Here is a 19346-nt window from a genome sequence, read left to right as displayed (position 1 = left end):
ACTCATGAATAAGCCGGCAGCAGGCAAGACCAAGAAGAAGATCAAGCGCGTTGTGACAGATGGCATCGTCCACGTGCAGGCTTCTTTCAATAACACCGTTATCACCATCACCGACCGTCAGGGCAATGCGTTGTCCTGGGCAACCTCCGGTGGCGCTGGCTTCCGCGGCTCGCGCAAGTCGACTCCGTTCGCCGCACAGGTCGCCGCCGAAAAGGCCGGCCGCGCCGCGCTGGACTACGGTCTGAAGACGCTCGAAGTTCGCATCAAGGGCCCCGGCCCGGGTCGCGAATCGGCCGTGCGCTCGCTCAACGCGCTGGGCTACAAAGTCACCAACATCATTGACGTCACGCCGATTCCGCATAACGGCTGCCGTCCGCCCAAGCGTCGCCGCGTGTAAGGAGCTCCGAAATGGCACGTTATATCGGTCCCACCTGCAAGCTGGCGCGCCGCGAAGGCGCCGACCTTAGCCTCAAGAGCCCGGCTCGCGCGCTCGACTCGAAGTGCAAGCTGGAGCAGAAGCCCGGCCAGCACGGCGCCGCCCGTAAGGGCAAGTTGTCTGATTACGCCGTGCAGCTGCGCGAGAAGCAGAAGGTCAAGCGCATCTATGGTTTGCTGGAACGTCAGTTCCGCAGCTACTACACCAAGGCTTCGCGCAAGAAAGGCAATACCGGCGAATCGCTGCTGCAGATGCTTGAACAGCGTCTGGACAACGTCGTCTATCGCATGGGTTTTGCGGTCACCCGCACCCAGGCTCGCCAGCTCGTATCGCATAAAGCGATCGAAGTGAACGGCAAGAAGGTCAACCTGGCTTCGTTCCAGGTGAAGGCCGGCGACCAGATCACGATCACTGAAAATTCCCGCAGCCAGCTGCGTATCCAGGAAGCCCTGACCCTCTCGCAAGAGATGGATCTGGCGCCGAACTGGGTCGAAGTCGATGCGAAGAAGTTCAGCGGCATGTTCAAGTCGGTGCCTGAGCGTTCGGACCTGCCGTCCGACATCAACGAAGCGCTGATCGTCGAACTTTATTCGAAGTAATCTGGAGAGTCGGGTACATGGCCCATTCGTCTACCACCGTCCTGCGCGCCCGCGGTATTGGCGTGGAGCGCGTCGGCGCCAATCGCGCCAAGGTGATTGTCGAGCCGCTTGAACGCGGTTTCGGCCACACGCTGGGCAATGCGCTGCGACGCGTACTGCTGTCGTCCATTCCGGGCGCGGCCATCACGGAAGTCGAGATCGATGGCGTGCTGCACGAATACACCACGCTTGAAGGTCTGCAGGAAGATGTCATCGAAGTCCTGCTGAACCTCAAGGACGTCGCCATCCGCATGCACGGACAGGATGAGGCTACCCTCAGTCTGTCCCGCAAGGGCAAGGGCGTGGTCACTGCCGGCGACATCAAGGTCGACCACAACGTCGAGATCGTTAATCCCGACCACGTGATCTGCCATCTCACGAAAGACATCTCGCTCAACATGCGCCTGAAGATCGTTCGCGGCGTCGGCTACCAGCCGGCTACCGCGCGTCGTCTGCCGGAAGAAGAGACGCGTCCGATCGGCCGCCTGCAGCTCGACGCGTCGTTCTGCCCGGTGCGCCGCGTTGCGTACGAAGTCGATGCTGCCCGCGTCGAACAGCGTACCGACCTGGACAAGCTGGTGCTCGACGTCGAAACCAACGGCACGATCGATGCCGAAGACGCCGTGCGCAAGGCTGCCGAGATCGTGCAGGACCAGCTGTCGGTATTCGGCGATTTCACCCGCCGTGAAAGCGCCGATACCAAGGCGGAGAAGGGCGGAGTCGATCCGCTGCTGCTGCGCCCGATCGACGACCTGGAACTGACAGTGCGTTCGGCCAACTGCCTCAAGGCCGAGAGCATCTATTACATCGGCGATCTGGTGCAGAAGACGGAAGTCGAACTGCTCAAGACGCCGAACCTGGGCAAGAAGTCGCTCACCGAGATCAAGGACGTGCTGGGTGCGCGTGGCTTGTCGCTCGGCATGAAGCTCGAGAACTGGCCGCCGATGGGTCTGACCCACGGCATGATGGGCTGATCCCAGTAGGGATCACGAAGGAAACACACCATGCGTCACATGAAATCGGGCCGCAAGCTCAATCGGACCAGCAGCCACCGCGAAGCGATGTTCAAGAACATGGCTTCTTCGCTGTTCAAGCACGAGCTGATCAAGACCACTCTGCCCAAGGCCAAAGAACTGCGCCGCGTCGCCGAGCCTCTGATCACGCTGGCCAAGACCGATGGCGTCGCCAATCGCCGTCTGGCTTTCGCCCGTCTGCGTGACAAGGTTGCGGTTGGCAAGTTGTTTGTCGACCTGGGCCCGCGCTACCGCGAGCGCAAAGGCGGCTATCTGCGCATTCTCAAGTGCGGTTTCCGCGCTGGTGACAACGCGCCGATGGCTTATGTCGAACTGGTCGACCGTCCGGTCGCCGCCGTCGACGCCGAGTAATCGTCTTACCGTTTGAACGTGAAGGCCCGGGTTGGCAACGACCCGGGCCTTTTCGTGTCCGCTGCGAGTACGCCAATCGGCCCAGGCCTTTCGTTTGTCCGTGGTGTAGTGGCGGCCGCGTGGCGCTCCATCTGCCCGCGGGAATTCGGTCAACCCGGGTACCCCATAGCCGTTCGGCACGGCGACGAGCGAGTGACCAGGCCAGACATCGTCGCGTAGTGCGGCGCTGGCTTTGCGGCGCTGTCGAGCGCGCCATTGCGGCATTGCGTCGCAACACCGGCACTTTTTCATCACGCTGGCGGTCCATCCGCCGCTGGGTCGATACTTGGGTATTGCCTGCCGTGTTCCTGCCTTGCTGGAGAGATACCGCCTCATGAAGCTCAATCCGTTTTCCTGGTCGTTCCGTGTGCAGTATCTGTTCGGAGCGATCTGCGTGGCTGCACTGCTCGGCTACGCTTTCTTTGCGCAATTCCAGCTCGGCAAAGACCCTTGCCCGCTGTGCATCCTGCAGCGCGTCGCGTTCTTCGTCATGGGCGTGTTCTTCCTGCTTGGTGCGCTGCACGGGCCGCGTGGCGGCGGGCGCAAGGTCTACGCCATCCTGGTGACTCTCGGCGGCATCGTCGGCGGCCTGATCGCGGGCCGGCATGTCTGGCTGACCACGCTGCCGGCCGACGAGGTTCCGGCCTGCGGTCCTGGCCTGGGCTTCATGCTCGACGCATTTCCGCTCTCCAAGACCTTGCAACTGGTGCTGACCGGTTCGGGCGAATGCGCCAAGGTCGACTGGACCTTCCTCGGCCTGAATATGCCGGCCTGGTGCCTGGTCTGGTTCGTCGGCCTGAGCCTGTTCGCGCTGATTGCCGCCTGGCGCAAACCGCCGCGTCCGTACGGCACCTTACGATAATTGGCCATATGCGGCGGCGGCATAGCTCATGCGCTTGCGTCGCCGCGGCCGTGTGGCAAGATCGATTTCCGCATTGCAGCAAGGCCGTGTCATGAGTCAGTCCGAGCGTCATATCCAACCCGTCCGCGAAGCCAAAGACTGGTCGCCCTCGTCGTGGCAAACCCGCCCCGCCGTGCAGCAGCCCAGTTATGCCGACGCGACCGAACTGGAACGCGCGCTGGTCAAGCTCGGCAATCTGCCGCCGCTGGTTACTTCCTGGGAAGTCATCGCGCTGCGCAAGCAGATCGCCGAGGCCCAGGAAGGCCGCCGCTTCCTGCTTCAGGGCGGCGACTGTGCCGAAAGCTTCGACGATTGTTCGTCCGCGCTGATTTCCAACCGACTCAAGGTGCTGTTGCAGATGAGCCTGGTGCTCACGCACGGCCTCAAATTGCCGGTGGTGCGGGTGGGACGTTTTGCCGGCCAGTATGCCAAGCCGCGTTCGGCGGATACGGAAACCCGCGACGGCGTCACCTTGCCCTGCTACCGCGGTGATATCGTCAATGCGGTGGAATTCTCGCCCACGGCGCGTCGCCCCGATCCGCAGCGCCTGATCGAAGGCCACTCGCATTCGGCCCTGACGATGAACTTCGTGCGTGCGCTGATCGATGGCGGTTTCGCCGACCTGCATCACCCGGAATACTGGGATCTGGACTGGGTCAAGTACTCGCCGCTGATGAGCGAGTACCAGCGCATGGTCGAATCCATCGGTGATTCGCTGCGCTTCATGGAAACCCTGCACGGCGCGCCGATCGGCAGTTTTTCCCGCGTCGATTTCTACACCTCGCACGAAGCGCTGGTGCTGCACTACGAACAGGCGCAGACGCGCCAGGTGCCGCGCCAGTGGGGCTGGTTCAACCTGTCCACGCATTTTCCCTGGATCGGCATGCGCACCGCCGACGTGGACGGCGCACATGTGGAATATTTCCGTGGCATCCGCAATCCGATCGCGGTCAAGATCGGCCCGTCGGTCAAGCCCGAGCAGCTCAAGCGCCTGGTTGCGACGCTGAATCCGGACAACGAGCCCGGACGCCTCACCCTGCTGCATCGGATGGGTGCGGAAAAGATCGAAGCGCATCTGCCGGCGCTGGTCGAAGCGGTGAAGTCGGAAGGTGCGCGCGTGCTGTGGAGCTGCGATCCCATGCATGGCAATACCGAATCCACCTCGTCGGGCATAAAGACGCGCCGTTTCGAGAATATCCGCAACGAACTCGAACGCGCCTTCGATATCCATGCGGCTTGCGGTACACGCCTGGGCGGCGCGCATCTGGAACTGACCGGCGAAGACGTCACTGAATGCCTGGGCGGCGCGCGTGATCTCACCGAGGTCGATCTGGCCCGCGCCTACAAGTCCAACGTCGACCCGCGCCTGAACTACGAGCAGTCGATCGAGATGGCCATGCTGATCGTGCGCAAGCAGACCCAGTCCGCGTCCGTCACGCCTGCGGGAAACTGATCGACCGAGATGGCGCGTAGTTTGGGGTAAGCCGCAGGCAGACCCCAACATCGCGGTGTTGCCCCGTCAAAGAACCCGTGCCGGAGGAGTTTTCGGTACGCGGCCATATTGACGAACTTATGGACGAACTCGTGCCGGCCGAGATTTCCGGCACGAGACAGCGTTCCTTCGGCAGGGGCTTTTTGTCGTGGGCGCAGCGCAATGCTGCGTAGCGCCTGCGCCCTACCTAAGCCTGCGTTCCATACGCCAGATTTCCCCCGCCCGATCACGTCGGCGTGTCGCCCATTGCAGCGATTTGTTCATGCAAAGCCCGCAAGCATGACTTTCGTCCTGTGTCTCTGCCGGGCAGGTCGCTATGCTGCCTTTTTGCCGACCAGCATGGGGAAGACATGGGCATGGCGATGGCGCGACCGCGTCTGTGGGGATTGATCGCAGGTGCGATAACGGGAGCGATGGCGAGTCTCGCCGCGGCGACGCAGCTGCCGAATGCGAATCCGGTCGAGGGTCTGCGCGACAACACGCCGGGCTTTATCGCGCTGACGCATGCGCGACTGGTAGTGAAGCCCGGTAGCGTGATCGAGGACGGCACTCTGGTCGTGCGCGACGGCATCATTGTCAGTGCCAATGCCGGCAATGCCATTCCGGCCGGCGCCCTGGCCATCGATCTCGGCGGCAAGACGGTTTTCGCCGGCTTTATCGACGCCGACAGCGACTATGCCCAGACGGCGGATACGCCGGCCGCCAGCGCAACCCAGGAAGCCGCTGCGCCGTATACGCCGCAGCCGCAGCAAGGGGCCCGGCACTGGAGCAGCAAGGTGCGTCCCGAGCGCGACCTATCGCAACTGCTCAAGCCCGATGCGAAAAAGGCCGAAGTGCTGCGCAAGCTGGGTTTCACCAGCGTACTCAGCGTGCCGGACAAAGGCGTATTCCGTGGCCAGAGCGCTTTGCTCACCCTGGCCGATTCCAGCCGCTTGAACGAAGTACTGCTGAAGCCGCGCGTTGCCCAGCATATCGGCTTCGAGTTCAGCGGATTTCGCGTCGCTGAGTATCCGACCTCGCTGATGGGCGCGATCGCCCTCGTGCGCCAGACCTGGTACGACGCGCGCTGGCAGCGCGACTACAGCGCCTGGGCCGCCAAGCAGAAACAGCCACTGCGCAACGAAGCCAATCTTGCCCTGGATGCGCTCAAGGACGGCCTGTCCGCGCAGCAGCCGGTAGTGTTCAGCACCGAGGACGAGCTGGACTATGCCCGCGCCCTGGCGATCGGCGAAGAATTTGGCCTCAAGCTGGTACTGCGCGGCAACGGCCGCGAGTACCGCGAACTGGCCCGGCTCAAGGCTGCCGCCGTGCCGCTGATCGTGCCGCTGAATTTCACCGAGGCGCCGGCGGTGGAAGATCCAGAGAAAGCGCTGGACCTGCCCCTGTCCGAACTCGAGCAATGGGAATGGGCGCCGTTCAATGCGCGCCGGCTGGCCGAAAGCGGCATACCGTTCGCCTTCACCGCGGCCGGCCTGAAAAAGCCCGAAGAACAGTTCTGGGCCAACCTGCGCAAAGCCGTCAGCAGCGGCCTGGACGAACAGTACGCGCTGGCCGCGCTGACTGTGCAGCCTGCCAGCATGCTCGGCCTGGGCGCGCGGCTGGGTACGCTGGAAGCAGGCAAGGCGGCCCAGCTGGTCGTCGCCGACGCGGATCTGTTCCGTTCCGACAAGGCGCGCATCTACGAATCCTGGATCGACGGCCAGCGCTATGTGCTGCTCGACAGCAGCGCGCCCGATCCGCGCGGCAGCTGGACCTTGAGCTGGAGCGGCATCGAAGGCCCCGCCAGCATCGAGCTGAGCGGCGAGATCGGTGATCTCAGCGCCAAGGCCGGCGACCAGACTTTCCCGGCGGTGTATGGCGAACGGCGTCTTACCCTGTATCCGCCGGGCAAGCTGCTGGGACAGCGCGGCGAGCGTTTCCCGGTCAGCCTGCTGCTGGACGGCCAGGGTGGCCAGGGCCGAGGTCTGGTCGAGGGCGAACGCGAGTTTCGCGTCGATGTGCGCCTGGCAACGCCCAAGCCGCGCGCGCTGGCCAAGGAAGCGGCCCGGCCGGCCTTGCCCGCAGGCGAGACGCGTTTCCCGGCCGGCGAGTTCGGCCGTGTGTCGCCGGCAAAAATGCAGAATGTCATTCTGCGCCACGCCACGGTGTGGACACAGTCGGCCCAGGGCCGTCTCGACGATGCCGATGTCGCCATCGCCGACGGCCGCATCGTCGCGATTGGCCAGGGGCTGAAGGCGCCGGCCAATGCGCTGGAAATCGACGCGCGCGGCAAGCACGTTGCGCCGGGCATCATCGACACGCATTCGCACATGGCCATTGCCAAGGGTGTCAACGAAGGCACGCATGCGGTGACCAGCGAAGTGCGCGTCGGCGACGTGCTCGACCCCACCGACATGACCGTCTATCGCCAGCTTGCCGGCGGCGTGACCGCAGCGCAGCTGCTGCACGGGTCGGCCAATCCCATCGGTGGACAGGCTCAGGTGATCAAGCTGCGTTGGGGCGCCGATGCGGAAGGCCTGCGTTTTGCCGCCGCGCCGCCGTCGATCAAGTTTGCCCTGGGCGAAAACGTCAAGCAGTCCAACTGGGGCCCGCAGTTCAACCAGCGCTATCCGCAGACACGCATGGGCGTGGAGCAGATCGATCTGGACAGCCTGCTCGCCGCGCAGGCCTATGCCCAGGCCCAGGCCAAGCCCGACAAGAATGCCGCACCGCTGCGCCGCGACCTGCGCCTGGAAGCGCTGGCCGAAGTGGTGCAGGGCAAGCGCATCGTGCATATCCATTCCTACCGCCAGGACGAGATTCTCGCCTTTGCGCGCATTGCCCAGCGTTTCAAGATCGTGCCGGTGTTCCAGCACATTCTCGAAGGCTACAAAGTGGCGGACGTGCTGGCCAAGCTCGGCGCCGGCGCTTCCGGCTTCACCGACTGGTGGGCTTACAAGATGGAAGTGAAGGACGCCATTCCCTACAACGCGGCGATCCTGCAGTCCCAGGGCGTGGTGGCCAGTTTCAATTCCGATTCCGACGAACTGGGCCGGCGCCTGAATACCGAGGCGGCCAAGGCGATCAAGTACGGCGGCATGAGCGAAACCGATGCCTTCAACCTGGTCACGCTGAACCCGGCCAAGCAACTGCGCGTAGCCGACAAGGTCGGTTCGCTGGAGCCCGGCAAGGACGCCGATTTCGCCGTCTGGAGCGGCAGCCCGCTGTCGGCCTTCTCGCGCGTGGAGCAGACCTGGATCGAAGGACGCAAATACTTCGACCGCAACGACGACATCGCTGAGCGCTCGCGCATCGCCGCCGAGCGCGAACGGCTGGTCGCCAAGATTCTGCCGGAGCGCATCAAGGCGCTGGCGAAGAAAAACAAGAAGGACGGCGACAAGAAAGATGACGCGCCAGCGGCGCCGGGCGAGTTCCTCGGCCTGGCCGACGACGAAGTCCACTACGCGAATTTGCGCGGGCCGTATCACGACAGCGAGCCGGTCAACACCTGCTCGGCGCAGGAGGCACATTGATGAAACGTCTTGCATTGTTCTGCCTTGCGGCATTTTCCACTACGCTGCAGGCGGCGTCGCCAGCGTATGTGCTCAGCGGTGCCGATCTTCACACCGTCAGCCACGGTACGATTGCTGGCGGCGAGCTGCTGATCCGCGACGGCAAGATCGCCGCGATCGGCGCGCGCGTGGATGCGCCCGCCGATGCGCTGCGCATCGACCTGAAGGGCAAGCGCATCTATCCGGGCCTGATTGCCTCGGACAGCCTGCTCGGCCTGACCGAAGTCGACGCAGTACGTGCGACGGTCGACATGGCCGAATCCGGTTCGGTCAATCCGAATGCGCGCGCACTGGTGGCGATCGATGCCGACAGTGAACTGTTGCCGGTAGCACGCAGCAATGGCGTGCTGACTGTGCACGTAGTGCCGCGTGCCGGCGAGGACGGCCTGCTCACCGGCCAGTCTGCGCTGGTCAAGCTCGACGGCTGGACCTGGGAAGAGATGAGTCTGGTGCCGTCGGTCGGCGTACACCTGGTCTGGCCGAGCTCGCGCGTGCCGCCCTGGCTGCCGGCCAAGGCACAGGAAAAAGCCGCCGAAGCGCTGCGCAAGAATCTGGCGGCGATCGATACTGCCTTCCGCGAAGCGCGCAGCTACCAGGCCGCGCGCAAGGGCAAGCTGGCAGGCGCTGAAGATCTGCGCTGGGAAGCGATGCTGCCCGTGCTGGACGGCCAGCAGCCCCTGTTCGTGCACGCGGACGACGCGGTGCAGATCCGCGACAGCCTGGCCTTTGCCCAGCGCGAGAACCTGCGCCTGGTACTGGTCGGCGGCATGGACGCCTGGCGTTTCGCCGCCACGCTGAAAGCGCGCGACGTGCCGGTGATCCTGGGTTCTTCGCACAACCTGCCACTGCGGCGCTGGGAGTCGTATGACACGCTCTACAGCAATGCCGGCAAGCTCGCCGCGGCGGGCGTACGCCTGGCCATCGCCAACGAATCGGGCTCGTCCAACGAACGTAATCTGCCCTACCAGGCGGCGAGCTATGCCGCTTTTGGCCTGGATCGCGAGGCGGCATTGCGTGCGATCACCCTGGGGCCGGCGGAAATCCTCGGCGTGGCCGATCGCCTGGGCTCGCTCGACGTGGGCAAGGACGCCACCTTGTTCGTTGCCGACAACGATGCGCTGGAAAACTTCACCCATGTCGAGCGTGCCTGGATACAAGGCCGCGAAGTGGATATGTCCAATCGGCATACGCGACTGAACGACAAGTACCGCGGCAAGTATTCCGGCAAGCCTAAGGATTGATGCGGAGCGGCACCGCAGGAGTGCAGGCTGGGGTGCGCCTTCGGCTTACCCCAGCCTGTGCGATGGCTATTCCGGAATTGTCGGCAGGAATTTCGGCGGCTTGCGCGCCTTGACTACCTGCTCGAATGCATAGGCGTAGCCGAGCAGCTTGGCCTCGCTCCAGGCTGGCCCGATGAAGCTCAGGCCCACCGGCAGTTCGCGAACCTGGCCCATGGGCACGGTAATCGAGGGATAGCCGGCGGTGGCGGCGATGGAACTGCTGCCGCCGGTGTAGTGGTCGCCGTTGACCGGGTCGGTAACCCAGGCCGGGTTGTTGGTCGGCACTACCAGCACGTCGATCTTGTGTTTTTTCATCAGCGCATCGAGGCCGTCCTTGCGCGCATAGCGGCGCAGGTTGGCCAGTGCCTGCTTGTAGGCCTTGTCGTTGAGACCGCCGAGCTTCTGCGCGGCCTGGAGCAGATCCTGGCCGAACAGCGCCAGCTCCTGGGCGGCATGCGTGCTGTTCCACTGGATCAGTTCCGCCAGGCTGGCTACCGGCATGCCGTTGCGCGTGGCGAGGTAGGCGTTGAGGCTGGTCTTGAACTCGTAGGCCAGCACCACCTGCTCGGCTGCGGCGACCTTGTCCGTATTCGCCAGCTTGACCGGGTCGACCAGGGCGGCGCCGGCTTCGAGCAGCTTGCCGATACTGCGCTCGTAGGCCGCCTCGACTTCCGGATTGAAGCTGGAATAGCTGCGCAACACGCCGACACGTACGCCGCGCAGCGCGGCTGGGTCCAGCGCGCGCAGGTAGTCGGTCTTTTTCTTGTCGGCATCCCAGCTGGCTTTGTCGCGCGAGTCCGCGCCGGCCAGCACGCCCAGCAGCAGCGCGGCGTCGGTGACGCTGCGCGCGACGGGCCCGGCGGTATCCTGGCTGGGCGCTATCGGCACGATGCCGCTGCGGCTGACCAGCCCCACGGTGGGTTTGATGCCGACCACACCGTTGACCGCGGCCGGGCAGACGATGGAGCCGTCGGTTTCAGTCGCCACGGCCAGCGCGGCGAGATTGGCGGCGATCGCAACCGCGCTGCCCGAGCTCGATCCGCAGGGGTTGCGATCCAGTACGTAAGGACTGCGCGTCTGTCCGCCGCGCGCACTCCAGCCGCTGGTGGAACGGCTGGCGCGGTAGTTCGCCCATTCGCTCAGATTGGTCTTGCCCAGGATCACCGCGCCGGCATCGCGCAGGCGCGCTACCAGGCCGGCGTCGGCTGGTGCCGGGTGACCGACCAGGGCCAGCGAGCCGGCACTGGTCTGCATGCTGTCGGCGGTATCGATATTGTCCTTGAGCAGCACCGGCACACCGTGCAGTGGCCCGCGCACTTTGCCGGCCGCGCGTTCCGTATCCAGTGCCTCGGCGATTTTCAGCGCCTCGGGATTGATTTCGATGACGGCATTGAGCTGCGGACCCGCATCGTCGAGGCGGGCGATGCGCTCCAGGTAGAGCTGGGTGATCGCCTGTGCCGTGAACTCCTTTGCCGTCATGCGCCGCTGCAGTTCTGCGACGCTGGCCTCTTCAAGTTCGAACGGTGCGTTCGGCGAAGTGTCCTTGGGCGGTTCCACCGGCTTGGGCGGGGCCGTGGCGCAGCCGCCCAGAAGCAGCAGCGAGGCCAGCAATGCAGGCAACGAGGCGTACGAAATGGTATGGCGCATAGTCGGCATCCGTGGCGATTTCCACCTTGGATCATGCCAGAGCCGATTTGCGCCGGACGCGCCCTGAGGGTTTTTCCCCGTGTCGCGGCATATAGGCACCGGAGTCGGGTGCGCAGGCGTGCGGGCTCAGTCTTCCCTGTGGCCGAACAGCGAAAACAGTGCGCCCTGCTCGCCGCTCCAGGCCTGCCCTGACCAGTTGCGCCAGCGCTGCTTCAGTGCCAATCCGCAGGCTGCCGCCCAGTCGTCCAGTTCCGCCGGCAAGACCGTACGAACATGGCCGCTGTAGCGACGTTTGCCTACTTGTGTATTTAATTCAATATTCCATTGTGATTGAGTGGGTTGCGTCGCAGGCACATGGCTGGTTTCCAGCAGCAGGCGGCCGCCGCGCTGCAGACAGGCGGCGAAGCCTGCCAGCGCCTGGCGCTGCGCAGCGCCGTCGGGCAGCAGCGCCAGCGTATTGGCCAGGCACAGCACAAGCTGGAAAGGGCCTGCTACGCGGACAAGCGCGAAGTCGCCCAGGGTCAGGGCGATCCCGTCGCCGCCGGGCTTGCGCCGCAGCGCTGCGAGCATGGCCGGCGACGCATCGATGCCATGTACCGCAATGCCCCGCGCAGCCAGCGGCAAGGCATAGCGGCCGGTGCCTACGCCGGCTTCGAGTACCGCGCCGCCGGCCGCCAGCTCGACCAGCCTGTGCAGCGCCAGCGGCGAGGGCGGCGGATAGATCTCGTCGTAGAACTCGGCGCAGCCGTCGCCGTAGCGCGCGGCGGAAGATTCGCTGTCGGAACTCATGGCGTGCCTGTCGGCAGTCGTCGTGGAGGGTGCAGAAAGCAGAACGGCGGCCCTGGGGCCGCCGTTCCGGTCGTGCTTTGGCGCTTATGCAGCGCGCGAGTTCTTCTTGCGGTCGTTCTCGGTCAGGTGCTTCTTGCGCAGACGGATTGCCAGCGGCGTCACTTCGACCAGTTCGTCGTCTTCGATGAATTCCAGCGCCTGCTCCAGCGACATCTTGATCGGCGGCGTCAAGGCCAGCGCATCGTCCTTGCCCGAGGCACGGAAGTTGGTCAGCTGCTTGGCGCGCAGGGCGTTGACGGTGAGGTCGTTGTCCTTGGCGTGAATGCCGACCAGCTGGCCTTCATACACGTCTTCGCCGGCGTCGATCAGCAGGCGGCCGCGCTCCTGCATGGCGTACTGGGCGTAGGCCGGCGAGGGGCCGGTGCCATTGGAGATCATCACGCCGTTCTGGCGTGCGGCGATGGCACCGTCGGCCTTGGGGCCGTAGTGGTCGAACACGTGGAACAGCAGGCCGGTGCCGGCGGTGATGGTGCGGAATTCGGTCTGGAAGCCGATCAGTCCGCGCGCCGGAATCAGGTATTCCATGCGCACGCGGCCGCGGCCGTCGGGCTCGATGTTCTTCAGCTGCGCCTTGCGCTCGCCCAGGCGCTGCATCACGCCGCCCTGGTAGGGTTCTTCCAGGTCGACCACGAGCTGCTCGTACGGCTCCATCATCTGGCCGTCGATTTCCTTGATGATCACTTCAGGGCGCGATACGGCCAGTTCGTAGCCTTCGCGGCGCATGGTTTCGATAAGAATCGACAAGTGCAATTCGCCGCGTCCGGAAACCTTGAATTTTTCCGATTCGGCGGTGTCCTCGACCTTCAGCGCCACGTTGTGCAGCAGTTCGCGGCTGAGGCGGTCGCGCAGCTGGCGGCTGGTGAGGAACTTGCCGCCGGAATGTTCCTTCTTGCCGGCGAACGGCGAGTTGTTCACCTGGAAGGTCATGCTGATGGTGGGTTCGTCCACGGTCAGGGCCGGCAGCGCCTCGGGCGCGTCGAGCGAGCAGACCGTGTCGGAAATGCCCAGGCCTTCGATGCCGCTGATCGCGACGATGTCGCCGGCTTCGGCTTCGGCCACTTCGTGGCGTTCCAGGCCCATGAAGCCCAGCACCTGCAGCACGCGGCCCTGCTTCTTCTTGCCTTCGCGGTCGATCACGACCACGGTCTGGTTGGTCCTGATCTTGCCGCGCTGGATGCGGCCAATGCCGATCACGCCGACGTAGGAGTTGTAGTCCAGCTGGCTGATGCGCATCTGGAACGGACCGTCCGGATCGACCTGCGGTGCGTGCACCTTGTCGACGATGGCCTGGAACAGCGGGTCCATGTTGCCTTCGCGCACCGAGTCGTCGAGGCCGGCATAGCCCTGCAGGCCGGAGGCGTAGACGACGGGGAAGTCGAGCTGTTCGTCGGTTGCGCCGAGGCGGTCGAACAGGTCGAACGTGGCGTTGAGCACATAGTCGGGGCGGGCGCCCGGACGATCGACCTTGTTGATCACGACGATGGGCTTGAAGCCCATCTGGAACGCTTTCTGCGTCACGAAGCGGGTTTGCGGCATCGGGCCATCGAACGCGTCGACCAGCACCAGCACCGAGTCGACCATCGACAGCACGCGTTCGACTTCGCCGCCGAAGTCAGCATGTCCCGGCGTGTCGACAATATTGATGCGGTAGTCCTTCCAGCGGATCGCGGTGTTCTTGGCCAGAATCGTGATGCCGCGTTCCTTTTCCAGATCGTTGCTGTCCATGGCGCGGTCGGCCAGAACGGCACGCTCGCCCAGGGTGTTGGACTGTTTGAGCAACTGGTCGACGAGGGTGGTCTTGCCATGGTCGACGTGGGCGACGATGGCGATATTGCGCAGTTTTTCAATGGACATAGCGATGCGCCCGCCGGGGAGCCGGAAGGACTGGCGTGAGAGAGAGAAGCCGGATTATAACCGCATATGCGGCAGAATTGCGGCATCGCAACAGCCTGTGCCGCAGACCTGCCCGCCGCACGATGTTGGTCGCGGCGGGGGCAACTGCCCGCCGCGCAGCGAGCGCGACGCGGGCATCGGTATTCCGTTTCAATCCATTGATTTAACTGAAACTACTTACATTCCGACGGCAAGTGCTTGGTTGCCACGGTATTCGTTTCTTCATTCGAGCTGAGCGGTTCGGCATCCTCGAGGACCGCGCTGTCGCCGCACTGCCAGATCAACTGGCCGCCCTGCTGGTACGGCCGCAATATCAGCGTCTTGCCGTGCAAGGCTGCGTTCGCCTCGTCGCCGAACACCATCACGATGGCGCCGCTGTCGACGTAGTAGCTGTCGAGGTACTTGGCCATTTCGCCGAAGCCGGCAAGGTCGGCGGGCTCGTCTTCGCTGGACGGCAGCTTGCCGGTAGTGGCGTAGATCTCGGCGATCGAGGTCTTCATCGCGGCGGCATCGCCGATGACCTGGCTGACCTGCGTACGCACGACATAGTCGTCATACGCCGGCACGGCGACGGCGGCGAGAATGCCGGCAATGGCCACTGCACCGAGTCCGCCGCTGCTCATCAGTACTTCGGCCGGATTCTGTTCGTAGGTCAGGCTCAGGCCGAGACGATCGCGCGTCGCATCGATGGAAAGCCCGGTCGCACCCTCGACCGGCAGCTTCAGCCCGGCCGCGTTCGGCAGCGAGGCGAGGTTGATCTCCTGGCCGAGGAAATCGCCCAGCGACTGCAGGCCGCCCAGGTAGGCGTAGTAGATTTCGCGCTGGGCGTTGCGCGTCGTGGCGGTAAGGCCCAGCCAGGTGGCGTTCGGATCGTAGGACTGGTTGTTGCGCATCCACGCGCCCAGGTCGGTATCGAGCTTGCTCTGGGCGCGGTCGGCCAGTGCCTGGGGCACGCTGCCGAAGATCAGGTATTCGCCTTCCTCGACCCAGTACAGATGATTGCCGACGCGGCCGTACAGGCCCAGCCAGGCGTCCAGCGCGCCTTCCGTGTCGGCCGCATCGGCTGCAGGCTTGATCGCTTCGGCCCAGCTCATATGCAGGTGATTCACGCTGGTATTGGCCGCGGTGACCGTCTCGCGCTTCCAATGGTGCTTGGCCGCCAGTTCGTCCAGGCGCGCGTACAGCGCCTTGCGGTCGGCCACATGCAGGGCGGAAAACAGGCCGGCCTCGTCTTCGAACACCACCGCCTGGCCCCCGAGCAGGCCGAGCAGCTCCTGCGGATCGGCACCGACAGTGTCCAGCCATCCCTTCTTCGCTTCGGCATAGCGCTCGTGCGTGCCGGCGCCGAAGTCCTGGTCCAGGTTGGCTTCGATCTGGCCGAACTGCGCCGTGGTCGGCAACGCCATGCTGACCGCCCAGCGCGGCTTGCCCGCCGTCTTCACCGCGGCCTTGAAATCGGTCGGGGCGATGTAGGAGAGCAGGCGTGCTTCCGGCGCGACGATCTGGAAGGTCAGGCGGCCACGGCCCTCGACCGTGCCCCAGCCCGCGGCGATGCTCTGGCCGCGGTCGAGGAAGTCGCGCAGCAAGGTGCCTGGCTTGGCCGCCGGCAACTGGGCCGAAGCCATGCCGGTCACGCCCTTGAGGCTCATCCAGTAGAACAGGCCCTGGCCGGACGCGTCGATCTGCTTTTCCTGCGCGTGCATGGGGTGGCTGCGGGTCTGTGCGGTCTGCTGCACCAGGCCATCCAGGGCCAGCGCCGAGGCAGCCATGCCGAGCAGCGCGTACAGGCGTCCGGTTTTTGCATCGAAATAGACAAATCCATTGCTGGTCAATTTGCCTTTGCCGTGCTCGTCCAGCGGAGCCTGCAGCAGGGGCACCTTCAGCTCGGCCAGGCGTGCGTTCAGTGCGGCCACGTCGGCGAATTTCAGTTGCGCCGACAGCAGCATGTTGCTGGCTGGATTGGCGATGTCGCTGCCGTCGATCACGGCGATTTCCACCGGCGCGGCCAGGTCGTCCAGCAGCAACATCATGGCCGGAGCGATGCCGGCCTTCTGCAGCAGTGCGTCCTTGCCGATGTTCGCGCGCAGTTCGGCGATGAGCCTGGTATGCGCCTCGCTCGCCAGTGCCGCATCCAGCGCGCGGCCGTTCGGCGCGGCGGTCATGCTCCACAGCGTGGGAATGCGCAGATAGCCGACGGTGTGTTCGGGCAGGCGCTCGCGCAGCCAGGCGGGGCCGGCGATCGCGGTGGCGGCGCGCTGCGCCGCGGCCGCATCGAGCTTTACCGCGGCGGGCGCGGCCGGCTTGTCGCTGCAGCCGGCCAGGCCCAGGCCCAGCACGATGGCGGCGACCAGGGCGGTACGGCGGGCCAGGGCCGAGGAACGGCTCAGCGACGGGTGTCGAATCAGGGACATAGACAGTCTTCCTTGCAAACAGGGTAGGGCGGCCGCAATTGCTCGGCCGGGTCGGCATGCTACCCGAAGGCCTCGGCGGTTCGCCCGGCCATTCTGTCCAGCGCGGCGCTGCCGGCTATCATTCGCGCCCCAACGTGGAGAACTGCAACCCCATGAGCAACGAACTGATCGCCAACTTCACCACCAGCCGCGGCACCATCAAGGTACGCCTGCACGCCGAACAGGCGCCGCTGACCGTGGCCAACTTCGTCAACCTTGCCCAGCGCGGCTATTACGACGATCTCAACTTCCATCGCGTCATCCCGGATTTCATGATCCAGGGTGGCTGCCCGCACGGCAGCGGCACCGGCGGCCCGGGCTACAAATTCGAGGACGAATGCCGTCCCGAGCTCAAGCACAACAAGCCCGGCATCCTGTCCATGGCCAACGCCGGCCCGGGCACCAACGGCAGCCAGTTTTTCATCACCCATGTGCCGACCAACTGGCTGGACGGCAAGCACACCGTGTTCGGCGAAGTGATCGGTGACGGCCAGGCCGTCGTCGATGCGGTCCGCGGCGGCGACAAGATCACCTCCATCCGCATCGAAGGCGATGCCGCCCCGCTGCTGGCGGCGCAGAAGGCGCGCGTAGACCAGTGGAATGCCACGCTGGACGCGTCGGGCTTCAAGGCCAAATAAACAAAAAGCGACGGGGCCATTGCGGCCCCGTCGCCTCGTTGCTTGCACGCACTTCGCTTCATCGGCCGTCGCGCGCAGTCGCTGGCCTTCGATGCCCAGGTAGCCCCAGGCTCTTCTCCTTCCCCTTCAACAGGAAGGCCGGGATGGGGATGGTGCCTGCCTCAGCGCCCGTCTTACCGCGGCTTCATCGCCATCCGATAGATCAGCAGCAGGATCACCGCCCCGATGATGCCGCCGATATAGCCCGAAGGCTGGAAGCCCGTGGTCGGCGTGCCGAAGATCATGCTGTAGAGAAAGCCGCCGAGGAACATGCCGGCGATGCCGATCAGACCGGTGACGAAAAAGCCGCCCGGGTCCTTGCCCGGCATCAACAGCTTGGCGATCAAGCCGACGATCAGGCCAGCGATGAACATTCCAATCCAGTACATCATGTGCGATTCCTCCGTGGTCAGGGTTTTTGCAGCCCCCGCACTCTACCGCGGCGCGCTTATGGCCAAAAGTCGGACGGGGTGCTGCAGCGCAATGTGCTAGTCTTTTGCGCGATTTTTCACAGTCTCCGGGAACGCACATGCTCAAGTTAGCCGCGCGTATGGGTCGGGCAAAACCCAGCGCCATCATGGCCGTCGCCGAGAAGGCGAAGAAGCTCAAGGCAGAGGGCCGTGACATCGTCAGCTTCTCCATCGGCGTGCCCAATTTCCTGCCGGGCGAACATGTCTACGCTGCCGTGCGCGAGGCGCTGGACAAGGACTCGGGCCAGTACGGCTCAAACCGCGGCGCCGACGCCCTGCTGGACGCCTACCTCAAGCATCTCGAAGAAGCCGGCCTGACCGGCTATACGCGCAAGAACATCGCCACCGGCATCGGCGCCAAGCACGTGCTGTACAACCTGGCCGAAGCGCTGCTCGATCCGGGCGACATCATCGCTTTCAGCGTTCCCTACTGGACCACCTACGTCGACATCGCCGACATCGTCGGTGCGCAGGCGCGCCTGTTGCCGTGTCCGGCCGAGCAGAACTACAAGCTCACGCCGGCCCAGCTCGACGCGGCCCTGCCCGGCACCAAGGTGTTCCTGTTCAACAACCCGTCCAACCCGACGGGCATGGTCTATACGAAGGAAGAAATCGCCGCACTGGCCGATGTACTGGCCAAGCATCCGGACGTCTGGATCATCTGCGACGATATTTACAATCGCATGGTGTTCGACGGCCTGGGCTACCACAACTTCGTCAATGCCCGTCCGGAACTTCGCGATCGCGTGATCCATGTGGACTCGATCTCCAAGACCTACGGCATGCCCGGCTGGCGCGTCGGCTTCATTGCGGCGCCGGAACCGGTCGCTCAGGCCATGGTGACGATGAACTCCAACCACATCACCAATATCCCGGAAATGGTCACCGCCGCCGCAGTCGCCGCGCTGACCGGCCCGCAGGATGTGCCGACGCAGAAGAACGCCGAGTTCCAGGCCAAGCGCGACCAGGTTCTCGCCGTCATGAACGCCATCCCCGGTGTGAAGTGCCCGCGGCCGCAGGGTGCGTTCTACGTATTCCCGGATATTTCCTGCGCCTTCGGCAAATCGCACAACGGTGTCGCCATCGGCAACGATGTGGACTTCTGCAATGCCCTGCTGCAGGCCAAGGGCGTGGCCTGCGTGCCCGGCTCGGCCTTCGGCGAACCCAAGGGCCTGCGCATTTCCTATACCTGTCCCACGGCGCAGCTGGCCGATGGGCTGCAGCGCTTTGCCGAGTTCTTTGCCGAACTTGCCTGAGGCATGAAAGACCTCAGTCCGCTCAAGGTACTGGGCATCGTCGCCGCCGTGGTGTTTCTGGCGGCGGCGGCAGCGCACAAGCATCGCCAGACCCGCGAGGCTGATCCGCGCCGCGCCACCGGCGCCAGCGGCATCGTCGTGCTGACCACCGACTGGTGCGGCTACTGCGACCAGCTCAAGGCGGCGCTGGACGAGGCCGATGTGCCGTACAGCGAGCTCGATGTGGAAGACGGCGCTGCCGGCGAAAACGCCTACAACGCCGTCGGCGGCCGTGGCGTGCCCGTCACGGTCATCGGCCAGAATGTCGTACACGGCTACAACGCACCGCGGCTGACCAGCCTGCTCAAGGAACTTGGCCACGACGTGCGCCTGCAATAACCAT

General features: G+C 64.6%; 16 protein-coding genes. 11 read left to right on the top strand and 5 right to left on the bottom strand.

Annotated features, from left to right (window positions below):
• Positions 1 to 4 precede the first annotated feature (4 nt).
• From rpsK to DFR29_RS08925, 8 genes are all read left to right on the top strand, one after another.
• Positions 5 to 397, top strand: coding sequence for a 30S ribosomal protein S11 (rpsK, locus tag DFR29_RS08960; RefSeq protein WP_133818239.1), 393 nt, complete (start codon positions 5 to 7; stop codon positions 395 to 397).
• A gap of 11 nt (positions 398 to 408) precedes the next feature.
• Complete coding sequence (gene rpsD / locus DFR29_RS08955; RefSeq protein WP_133818238.1) at positions 409 to 1035, top strand: 30S ribosomal protein S4; 627 nt, start codon at positions 409 to 411, stop codon at positions 1033 to 1035.
• Positions 1036 to 1052: 17 nt separating this feature from the next.
• The gene (locus DFR29_RS08950) at positions 1053 to 2048 is read left to right on the top strand and encodes a DNA-directed RNA polymerase subunit alpha (protein ID WP_133818237.1); all 996 of its coding nucleotides are present in this window, start codon (positions 1053 to 1055) and stop codon (positions 2046 to 2048) included.
• A gap of 30 nt (positions 2049 to 2078) precedes the next feature.
• Entirely contained in the window at positions 2079 to 2459 is a 381-nt protein-coding gene (gene rplQ / locus DFR29_RS08945; protein WP_133818236.1) for a 50S ribosomal protein L17, read from the top strand.
• A gap of 373 nt (positions 2460 to 2832) precedes the next feature.
• A complete protein-coding gene (locus tag DFR29_RS08940; protein WP_133818235.1) occupies positions 2833 to 3360 on the top strand; it encodes a disulfide bond formation protein B in 528 nt (175 codons plus the stop codon).
• Between the two features lie 91 nt (positions 3361 to 3451).
• Positions 3452 to 4852, top strand: coding sequence for a class II 3-deoxy-7-phosphoheptulonate synthase (locus DFR29_RS08935; protein WP_133818234.1), 1401 nt, complete (start codon positions 3452 to 3454; stop codon positions 4850 to 4852).
• Between the two features lie 452 nt (positions 4853 to 5304).
• Positions 5305 to 8403, top strand: coding sequence for an amidohydrolase family protein (locus tag DFR29_RS08930; RefSeq protein WP_166653973.1), 3099 nt, complete (start codon positions 5305 to 5307; stop codon positions 8401 to 8403).
• Positions 8403 to 9683, top strand: coding sequence for an amidohydrolase family protein (locus DFR29_RS08925; protein WP_133818232.1), 1281 nt, complete (start codon positions 8403 to 8405; stop codon positions 9681 to 9683). Before DFR29_RS08930 ends, DFR29_RS08925 begins: the two co-directional genes overlap by 1 nt.
• Positions 9684 to 9749: 66 nt before the next feature.
• Here DFR29_RS08925 and DFR29_RS08920 read toward each other — a convergent pair whose 3' ends face one another.
• The 4 genes from DFR29_RS08920 to DFR29_RS08905 form a co-directional block, all read right to left on the bottom strand.
• Complete coding sequence (locus DFR29_RS08920; RefSeq protein WP_243745997.1) at positions 9750 to 11369, bottom strand: amidase; 1620 nt, start codon at positions 11367 to 11369, stop codon at positions 9750 to 9752.
• Positions 11370 to 11495: 126 nt separating this feature from the next.
• Positions 11496 to 12158, bottom strand: coding sequence for a class I SAM-dependent methyltransferase (locus DFR29_RS08915; protein ID WP_133818230.1), 663 nt, complete (start codon positions 12156 to 12158; stop codon positions 11496 to 11498).
• An 84-nt stretch (positions 12159 to 12242) separates the two neighbouring features.
• Entirely contained in the window at positions 12243 to 14072 is a 1830-nt protein-coding gene (typA, locus tag DFR29_RS08910; RefSeq protein WP_133818229.1) for a translational GTPase TypA, read from the bottom strand.
• A gap of 212 nt (positions 14073 to 14284) precedes the next feature.
• The gene (locus tag DFR29_RS08905; RefSeq protein ID WP_133818228.1) at positions 14285 to 16522 is read right to left on the bottom strand and encodes a pilin; all 2238 of its coding nucleotides are present in this window, start codon (positions 16520 to 16522) and stop codon (positions 14285 to 14287) included.
• A gap of 152 nt (positions 16523 to 16674) precedes the next feature.
• Here DFR29_RS08905 and DFR29_RS08900 point away from each other — a divergent pair, with 152 nt between their 5' ends.
• A complete protein-coding gene (locus DFR29_RS08900) occupies positions 16675 to 17199 on the top strand; it encodes a peptidylprolyl isomerase (protein ID WP_133818227.1) in 525 nt (174 codons plus the stop codon).
• 173 nt (positions 17200 to 17372) lie between these two features.
• Here DFR29_RS08900 and DFR29_RS08895 read toward each other — a convergent pair whose 3' ends face one another.
• Entirely contained in the window at positions 17373 to 17630 is a 258-nt protein-coding gene (locus DFR29_RS08895; protein WP_243745996.1) for a GlsB/YeaQ/YmgE family stress response membrane protein, read from the bottom strand.
• A 137-nt stretch (positions 17631 to 17767) separates the two neighbouring features.
• Between DFR29_RS08895 and DFR29_RS08890 the strand changes: the two genes are divergently transcribed.
• Together DFR29_RS08890 and DFR29_RS08885 are read left to right on the top strand one after the other, a co-directional pair.
• Positions 17768 to 18964 carry a pyridoxal phosphate-dependent aminotransferase gene (locus DFR29_RS08890; protein WP_133818226.1) on the top strand — a complete coding sequence of 399 codons (1197 nt, stop codon included), beginning with the start codon at positions 17768 to 17770 and terminating at the stop codon, positions 18962 to 18964.
• Positions 18965 to 18967: 3 nt separating this feature from the next.
• A complete protein-coding gene (locus tag DFR29_RS08885; RefSeq protein WP_133818225.1) occupies positions 18968 to 19342 on the top strand; it encodes a glutaredoxin family protein in 375 nt (124 codons plus the stop codon).
• Positions 19343 to 19346 lie beyond the last annotated feature (4 nt).

The sequence above is a fragment of the Tahibacter aquaticus genome (genome assembly GCF_004363655.1).
GTDB classification, from domain to species: domain Bacteria; phylum Pseudomonadota; class Gammaproteobacteria; order Xanthomonadales; family Rhodanobacteraceae; genus Tahibacter; species Tahibacter aquaticus.
Note: the sequence above shows the minus strand (reverse complement) of the source record. Positions and strands in the feature narration are given on the sequence as shown.